Source organism: Actinoplanes sp. NPDC048791 (genome assembly GCF_040650095.1).
Lineage (GTDB): Bacteria > Actinomycetota > Actinomycetes > Mycobacteriales > Micromonosporaceae > Actinoplanes.
The window spans coordinates 1-7,922 of sequence record NZ_JBEZGQ010000332.1; the positions used below are offsets into that span (position 1 = coordinate 1).

Annotated in this window: 5 protein-coding genes; 2 read left to right on the top strand and 3 right to left on the bottom strand. The window is 71.8% G+C overall.

Annotated elements, in window-relative coordinates:
- Both AB0C29_RS23190 and AB0C29_RS23195 read left to right on the top strand, forming a co-directional pair.
- A partial coding sequence (locus AB0C29_RS23190) for a hypothetical protein (protein ID WP_360823539.1) occupies positions 1-1,745 on the top strand: 1,745 nt, incomplete at its 5' end.
- Entirely contained in the window at positions 1,742-4,006 is a 2,265-nt protein-coding gene (locus tag AB0C29_RS23195; protein WP_360823542.1) for a hypothetical protein, read from the top strand. The genes AB0C29_RS23190 and AB0C29_RS23195, both read left to right, overlap by 4 nt.
- A 38-nt stretch (positions 4,007-4,044) precedes the next feature.
- Here the strand turns inward: AB0C29_RS23195 and AB0C29_RS23200 are convergent, their stop codons facing one another.
- From AB0C29_RS23200 to AB0C29_RS23210, 3 genes are all read right to left on the bottom strand, one after another.
- Positions 4,045-5,517, bottom strand: coding sequence for a DUF4407 domain-containing protein (locus tag AB0C29_RS23200; RefSeq protein WP_360823545.1), 1,473 nt, complete (start codon positions 5,515-5,517; stop codon positions 4,045-4,047).
- A 139-nt stretch (positions 5,518-5,656) separates the two neighbouring features.
- Positions 5,657-6,634 carry an HAD-IIA family hydrolase gene (locus tag AB0C29_RS23205; RefSeq protein WP_360823548.1) on the bottom strand — a complete coding sequence of 326 codons (978 nt, stop codon included), beginning with the start codon at positions 6,632-6,634 and terminating at the stop codon, positions 5,657-5,659.
- Positions 6,631-7,635: a Replicase polyprotein 1ab gene (locus AB0C29_RS23210; protein ID WP_360823551.1), complete on the bottom strand. Its 1,005-nt coding sequence runs from the start codon at positions 7,633-7,635 to the stop codon at positions 6,631-6,633. Before AB0C29_RS23210 ends, AB0C29_RS23205 begins: the two co-directional genes overlap by 4 nt.
- Positions 7,636-7,922: the final 287 nt, after the last annotated feature.

Below are 7,922 nucleotides of genomic sequence, written 5' to 3' on the forward strand. Positions count from 1 at the left end.
GCCGCTTCGGCAGCACCTGCCCGGTGTGCCGGCAGCTGCTCGGTGCCGCCCAGCCGCCGCTGGACCCGGAGACCGGCCGGTTCATGATGCCGCCGTCGTTCCGGCTCGAGGTCGGCGCGCCCGACGGCCGCAACGGGATGCCGTGGCGGGTGACGATGCTGGCCGGCAACTACCGCCCGGCGGAGTCGCTGGACCCGGCCTTCAACGAGCACGAGGTCGACTTCGTCTACCTGCTCTGCGGCGGCGGGCACATCTTCCCCGACGCCACGCCCGTCTTCCGGGCCGGTCCGGCCCGCCGGCCGGACGAGGCCCGCCAGACCATCGACGAGTGGAACATGGTCGCGGCCATGGGCGCGCCGGCCAGCGGCAAGACGTACCTGCTGGTCCGGACGCTGAAGCAGAACCTCGACAACCTGACCCGGTGGGACGCCCAGGACGATCCGGGCCGGATCCGGCTGCGCAAGCTCAGCCCGCTCGAGGAACTGCCGCTGACCTCGCGGATCAGCAAGTACAACAACACCCGGCAGACCGGGGAGGCGATCCAGCCCACCGGTACGGACGGCCAGGCGACCCCGGCCGGCATGCTCCAGGATCAGCTGCGGGACGCGCTCGCGGCGATCCAGGAGCTGGTCCGGCGTACGGTCGCCGACGGCGAACGCCGCGCCCAGCAGTGGGGCAAGCAGTTCCGCCAGCCGCTGGTGGTACGCACCGACAGTGCGGGCCGGCGCACCTGGACCGGGGTGGCCGACCTGCCCGGTGAGTTGTTCGACGAGCACGGCACCAACCGCCGCGAGGCCGGGATGCTGCGCTCGTTCGACGCGCTGCTCTGGGTCGTCGACCCGGCGGTGGCCCCGAACGCGCCCGAGTGGATGGCGACGGAGTCGGTCGCCGAGGAGCGGCTGCTGCTCGACGGCAGCCTGCGGCCCGGCACGGTCAAGGCGTCCGGCGCCGACGTCGTGCGCGGCAACCGGGAGTCCATCCAGGACGACATCGGGTTGCAGATCACCATGGTCGACGGGCTGTTCGCGACCAACGAGGGCCGGCCGTTGCAGATGCTGGTGGCGATCAGCAAATGCGACCTGATCCGCGCGGCGCTGGAGAAGCCCGGCCTCGACCTGCGGGACATCGGCGCGCCCGGCGAGGTCGAACGCGGCACGGCGACCTACCTGTCCGTCGCGATGGACCGCTGGTCGCGCGGTGCGGGCGCCGATCCGGGCGCCACCCAGCTGCTGACCTACATCTGGGGCGCGCACAACCCCGAGCCCGCCGTACGGCAGCGCCGCGCGGTGCAGGTGGCGCGCGGGCTGCTGGACCACTTCTCGCAGCCCGAGGAGTTCTGGAAGCTGGTGCACGTCGGCACCGACAACGAGGTCAGCATCCCGCGCGGGGACATGACCAGCGAGGTGCCGCAACACGTCCGGGTCCCCTCGATCGACGAGCATCTCGACAGCGCCCTGCAGCCCGGTTCCGGCGCCCTGATCCTGCTGCGGGACCTGATCATGTCGGCGGTCGGCTGCGGACTCGCGTACGGCCTCGGCCAGCAGAGCGCCCTGTTCCGGATGCACCGCGAACCGTGGATCACCCTGCGGTTCTTCCTGTGCTCGCCGCTGGCCACCGTACCGATCGCGGTGGACGACATCCGGCTCAAGCCGCTCGACCCCCGCGACCGTTTCCCCCGCGTCGACGACCGCGCCGCCGCACTGACCCAACTCCTGCTGGCCGTTCTTGGGAGGGCTCGTAGATGACCGACGGCATGATCATGGTGCAGTGGGCCGACCTGACCGGCCGGGGCTTCAGCCCGCACGACGTGGGCCCGGCCGCGCCCCGCGAATACTGGGCGGCCGCCGAGCGGCTGCTGCAGGCCGACCTGAGCCAGCCGCCCGAGGGCATCCGCTCGACGGTCGGCCATCCGGTGTGGACGTTGCGCCGCGTCGCCGTGCAGGGCCGCCGGCTGTGGTGCTTCGTCGTGCAGGGCCGCCGGGGGCCGTTCGGGGTCGCCGGCACCTGCCGCTTCGCGTTCGCGGCCGAGGGCATGTCGGCCCTGGACGCCTGGACCGCCGGCACCGAGCTCGCCGCGGAGGACCGGCCGGCGCTCCCGGACGACGAGCGCTTCCAGACCGTCGTGATGCAGGTGCTCGGCGGCATCGTGACCCGGCAGGCCGCCGTCCCGGTGGACGGCGACCCGGCGCAGACCGCGGCGATCATCCCGGCGGTGCTGCGCGTGCTGCCCGAACGCGAGCTGCGCACCTGGTCCTGGTCGACGTGCATGCTGCAACGCCCGGACTCCCCCGAGCTGCGGGTCGTGGCCGGCGGCTGGCCGGCGGACTTCCGCCGCCAGGAACCGCACCGGGCGGACAGCATCGACCAGTGGTTCCGCCGCGGCCCGGTGACCGAGGAGGAGATCAAGACCAGACTGGGCACTGCTGCCGTACGGCGGGGCTTCGAGTACCTGGTGCACTACGCCGCGACGGGTAAACGCCCCGACCCCGACCTGTTGCGGGGCGAGCTCACTCTCGACGAGATGCTGGTCGAGCTGGGCCACGCCAACCACGTACCGGAGTGGCACGACGTACCGTCCATGGTGCAGACGCCCGGCGGTCGCCGGCGGCTGGCCGAGGGCCACCTGCCGCTGGTCACCGAGTGGGCCGGCAAGGAGCCGGTGGAGGCGGTCCGCGTGTTGCGGGAGGAGCTGAGTGCGCCGCTGGAGCAGGCCCTGCTCACCGGCGTGGTCCGGGCGCAGGACGACCGGCCGGACAACATCCTGGGCCTGCCCACCGCGGAGCGGCCGGAGCTGACCGCCTGGCACGAGCGGCTGGCCACCCTGCTGCTGAGCGCCTATCCGCAGCCCAAGCGCCTGCGGTCGGTCACCGAGGGCTGGATCACCCGGTCCGGCGTGCTGTGCGACCTGAAGGACCGGGTCGCCGCCCGCGCGTGGCTCAAGCGGCTGGGCCTCACCACGCAGGCCGACAGCGAGTACTTCCCGCCGGACGCGGGCATCGTCGTCGGCGAGCTCAACGAGCATCTGATCTACACCCAGGCCGCGCACGACGAGGTGATCCTGGCGGCCAAGCCGCTGCGGTTCCTGAGCTCCCTGACGAAACAGTTGCAGCCGCTGCCCAGCCAGGCCGTGGGGACCATGCTGTGGCTGTCGGCCATGGAGACACCGCGGGCGGGCACGGATCCGGACGTGCTCCAGCGGCTCGCGCGGGACCTCACCCGTACGGCCCTGCAGGGCCGCTGCGACGAGCAGTGGATCGACACCATGCTCGACACAGTGCAGCAACAGCTCGCGGGCGGCCGCTCGACCCGGTTGCAGCGCATGATGTACGGCGCCCTGGAAGCGTTGCTGGAGCTCGATCCGGAGGCGCCCCGCACGAGCTCCCTCGTGCAGCGCTGCCGGGTCATCGGCTATGACAACAACGCCTCGTCCCAGGTCGCCACCGCGCTGAAGCTGGCCACCAGCGGACCGGCACCGGCGACCCAGCCGCTCGCCTGGGGCCAGGACACCGGCAGTTTCCAAACCATCTCCCCGCGCGGTTCGAGACCTCAGGGCAGCGGCCTGCGTCAGCGGTTCGCCGGCCGGGGACCCGTGTATCTCGCTGGGTGTGTTGTCGCCGTCACGGTGCTTGTCTCGGCCGGCGCGTTCATCGCCACCCGTACCGACGGTGCCGCGCCCGTGCCGCCGCAGCCGACCCTGGCGGCACCGGCGCCGGCGAGACCGGTCCGCCTGCCACCTAAGACGATCGATCTGCCGCCACTCGCGCCCGGATCCCGCACCGACGACGAGCAGACGTTCCGCCAGCAGTTCAACCCGAGCCAGTCACCGGGCGCCGTCCCGGCCTCCGTCATGCTCGTGAACTACGGCAACGACCTGAGCAGGGCGGCCGAGCTGGAGAAAGCCCTCAAGAGGTCCCCGGACCTGAAGGACGTACCGTTCCAGCTGGTGGATGCCCGCGAAAGCTCACCCGGCGGCAAGTTGGTCGCCACCGTCTACTTCAACCGCTGAGACGCGGAAGGGGAGAGCCGCCCGGCTCTCCCCTTCGGTCACTTGAAGCGCCACCTCGGCGTCGTGGCGTCGGCGTCGCCCTCGGCCTCCGGATCCGGCACGGCCACCGACGTCCCCGGGTTCGCCGGCCGGGTGGCCGACTCGTCCGCCGGCCAGTCGTTGTAGCCGGTCCGGTCCGGCTTGACCCGGCGCGGGCCCGGAAACCGCAGCGTACGGCGGGTAGCCGTCTCGGTCGCCGGGGCGCCGTTCAGCCGGTGCAGTTCCTCGCCGTGCCACCGGTCCAGCTCCCGCTTACGGATCTCCGTCTCGACCTGTGTCTCCCGGCCGGCGGTCTCCTTGCGGATCAGCTCCTGCCGCAACGCCCGGGCCTCGAGCTCCTGACGTTCCTGGTCGCGCTCGAACTCGATCCGCGTCCGCGCCGCCTCCACGTCACTCTTCTCCGCGGTGGCCAGGATCTCGTCGTACGCGGTGGGTGGCCCGATGTTGAGCAGGAACTTGGTCAGCACCGGCAGGATCTCGATCGCGGTGATGAACAACAGCAGCGTCAGGTACGCGGTCTTCAGCGTGGTGTTGCTGTCCGTGATCTGGCTCAGCGCCTCCAGCTGGGCGAGCAGGCCCCGGTCGTTGCCGCTGTCGATCAGGTAGCGGTCCTCCTCGGCCTGCTTCTGGCTCTTGAGCCGGGCCAGCTCCGCTTCCTTGGTGGCCAGCTCGGTCTGCGCGGTCGCCTGTTCCTTGGTGCTCGTGGACGCCTGCCGCGCCGCGGCGGCACCCCGGGACCGTTCCAGCTTCTCCTTGGCGGCGTCCCGCTGCTCCCGCAACTCACCGGCGGCCCGCAACTTCGTCTTGTACGCCGGCCCGCCACCCTTCTGCCCGGTGCCGTCGGAGCCGTCGAACTCGGCGATCGCCTTGGCCCGCGCCTCGCTGTACCGCTTCTCCAGCGCGTCGTACTCGGTCTGGTCCCGCTTGACCTCGGGGTCCTGGCCGACCAGATCCTGCACCAGCGAACCGGCCGCGACCTGCTGCAGCTTGGTGACCTCGGCCTGCAACGCGGGGATGACGGCGAAGCGGGTATCGGATCGCAGCTTCTGCTCGTAGGTGTTGCGTTCGACCTGCTGGGTGATGGTGAGCTGGGCCTGGATCTCCCGCTGGAAGATCCACAACACCAGCGGCGTCGAAACCACGGCGCCGATGACCAGCGCCAGCAAGATCCGCGGTACGAGCGTCGCGAGGTTCTGCCACCACAGCTCACGCCGGCCCGCCGCGGCCACCAGCCAGCGGTCCAGGTTGGCGATGGCCAGCGCCCACAGGACTCCGATGAGGACGGAGACGGCCAGCGGGGCCCGTACCCCGGTGTGCAGGGCGAAGCCCGCGGAGAGCCCGGCCATCACCGCCGTGGTCAGCACGACGCCGCCCAGCCCGGAGTATTTGCGTTTCTCGCGGGGGCTCCGCGAGAGGGTGTCGGGGTCGGCGCCGGAGAGCCAGATCAGCAGCCCCCGCCGCGGGGAATTCATGTCCTTGTGCGCGCTTGCAGCCACTGACTGTCGACTCCCGTCGGACTCTGGGAGTTCACTATCTCCGGCTGCCCCGGACACGGAAATCCCCCGTAGGCGTGGTGCCCACGGGGGATCAACGACAGTTCACGAGCAGCGGTTACAGACCCCAGGCGGCGAAGAGCTCACGGGCCGCGTCCGAGCCGGCCTGCGCCTTGCCGCCGTCCCAGACGAAGCCGGTCAGCAGCCGCAACGCGTCGACCGGGTCACCGGAGCCGTCGAGCTTGCCGTCGACCAGCCGCCAGCCGCCGAGCTCGTCGCTCCCGGCAGCGAGCCGGGCCGCGGGTGCCGGACCGAACAGCCCGGACAGGTCCGCCGCCACGAACGTCGGCCGCCGCTCCGGCGGGGCCGCGAGCAGCTCCGCGGGCCCGCTGACGCCGGTGAGAACCAGCAGACTGTCCATGCCCGCACCGACCGCACCCTCGATGTCGGTGTCGAGCCGATCGCCGACGGCAAGTGGCCGCTGCGACTTCGACAGCGAAGCCGCGGTCTCGAACAACGCCGGCGCGGGCTTGCCCACGACCACATCGGGCTCACGGTTCAGCGCGGTCCGCAGCACCGACACCAGCGAACCGTTGCCCGGCAGCGGGCCACGCGGGCTCGGCAGGGTGCGGTCGGTGTTGGTCGCCATCCACAGCGCCCCGGCGCGGACCGCGAGCGAAGCCTCGGCCAGCACCTTCCAGCCGACATCCGGGCCGTAACCCTGCACGACGGCCACCGGCTCGTCCTCGAACCGCTCGACCGGAACCAGCCCGGCATCGCGAACCTCGGCCCGCAACGCCTCCGCCCCGACAACGAGCACCGGGGCACCGGCGGGCAGCCGCTGGGCCAGCAGGGCGGCCGCCGCACCGGCCGAGGTCAGCACCTCGTCGGCGGCGGCGGAAACACCCATGCCGGTGAGCAGCGCGGCGACATCGGGGGCCCGCCGCGACGCGTTGTTGGTCGCGTACGCGATGGCCGTGCCGGCCGAGCGCAGCCGCTCGACCGCCTCGGCCGCCCCGTCGATCGGCTTGTCGATCAGGTAGATGACGCCGTCCAGGTCAAAGATGACCAGGTCGTACGCCTCAACCAGACTCACGCCTCCGGCTCCTTGTCGCCCTTCGCCGGACGCTCGCCGTCGATCTCGCCGGTCCGGTCCTTGTCCTCCGCCGCCTCTTCCTCGTCCTCCGCGGCTTCGCCGGTGACCTCGACGTCGGTGGCCTTTGCCTCCGCGTCCTCACCGGTGATCGCACTGTCGGCGGTCTGGGCCTCCGTGTCGGCGGTCTTGGCCTCCGTCACCTGGTCTTCGTCGATGCCGGCGTCGACGTCCTCGACCAGGTCGTCGTCCTCGTCGTCCTCGTCGCTGTCGTCTTCGTCGTCCTCGTCGGCGAACGCCTCGTCGCGGAATTCCTCATCCGCTTCCTCAGCGTCCGTCTCCGCCGCGGTGGCCGAGGTCTCGACGGGCTGGTCGTCATCGTCCTCGGGCTCGTCGCCCTCGATCGTGACGCCGTCCAGCTCGAGCAACCGCTCGGCCGCGTCGGTCAGGTTGTCCTCGTCAGCGGCCGCAGCCCGAGCGAACCACTCCCGGGCCTCGTCCCGCCGGCCGGCAGCGAGCAGCGCGTCGGCGTAGGCGTACCGGAGACGCACGGCCCACTCGGCGTCCTCGTCAGCGGTCAGCTCCCGAACCTGCAACATCGCCACAGCGGCGTCGTGCTGACCGAGGTCACCACGGGCGCCGGCGGCCACGATGAGCAGCTCGATCGCGCCCGCCTTGTCGAGGCTGTCCTTGTCCGCGCCACGGAACAGGTCAATGGCCCGTTCCGGCCGGCCCAGGGCCCGCTCACAGTCGGCCAGCTCGGCCAGGTGCGTCTGCCGCCCCGTCATCCGGTGGTACGTGCGCAGCTCGGCAATCGCGGTGGTCCAGTCCCCCACGGCATACGCGGCCAGCCCGACGGCCTCCCGCACCACAGCGATCCGCGAAGCCATCCGCCGCGCGGCGATGGCGTGCTGAAGCGCCAGCTCGGAATCCTCGTCAATGATCTGACCGGCGGCAACAAGGTGCCGCGCGACCAGGTCGGCGGTGTCCCGGGACAGGCTCAGCAGCTCAGCGCGAACCTCCTTGTCGAGATCCGTCGCGACAACGTCCTCGGGCAGCTCAGGCGCCTGGAACGCGGGCTGCTGCAGATCAGGCTGCTCGAAGCCACGCTCACCCCGAGGCCCACGGTCATCCCGAGGCGCGCGATCGTCCCGGGGTGCCCGGTCGTCACGGACCGACCGGTCGTCGCGGGGTGCCCTGTCGTCGCGGGGTGCCCTGTCGTCGCGGGCCGGGCGGTCGTTGCGGTCGTTGCGGTCGTCGCGCGGGCCGCGGTCGTCTCGAGGCGCCCGGT